Source organism: Streptomyces atriruber (assembly GCF_001418325.1).
Lineage (GTDB): Bacteria > Actinomycetota > Actinomycetes > Streptomycetales > Streptomycetaceae > Streptomyces > Streptomyces atriruber.
In genome coordinates, this window is record NZ_LIPN01000629.1 from 2,385 (window position 1) to 2,940 (window position 556).

Here is a 556-nt window from a genome sequence, read left to right on the forward strand (position 1 = left end):
CGAGTTCCACCAGATCTACAAACTCCACGTCGTGCCCATCCCCACCAACAAGCCGATGGTCCGCGCCGACCGGCCCGACGTCATCTACCGCGACGAGTCCGTGAAATTCGACGCGGTCGTCACCGACATCATCGAAAGGCACCGCACGGGCCAGCCGATCCTCGTCGGCACGGTGTCCGTGGCGAAGTCCGAGCACCTCTCCGCCCTGCTCAGCGAGCGCGGCGTCCGGCACGAGGTGCTCAACGCCAAGAACCACCTGAGCGAGGCCCGGATCGTCGCCCAGGCGGGCCGCAGGGGCGCCGTCACCGTCGCCACGAACATGGCGGGCCGCGGCACCGACATCATGCTCGGCGGCAATCCCGAGGCCATGGCGGAGGCCGAGCTGCGGACGGACGGCCGCACCCCGGAGGACGACCCGGACCGGTACCGCGAGGCCCTGGAGCGCATCACGGCCGTGGCCGCCGCCGAGCACGACGAGGTCACCGGGCTCGGCGGCCTCTACGTCCTCGGCACCGAGCGCCACGAGTCGCGCCGCATCGACAACCAGCTGCGCGGC

General features: G+C 71.2%; 1 protein-coding gene. It reads left to right on the forward strand.

What is annotated here, in order from left to right; genetic code table 11:
- On the forward strand, window positions 1–556 hold a 556-nt coding region (locus AOK03_RS44745; RefSeq protein ID WP_482256562.1), incomplete at both ends, for a preprotein translocase subunit SecA.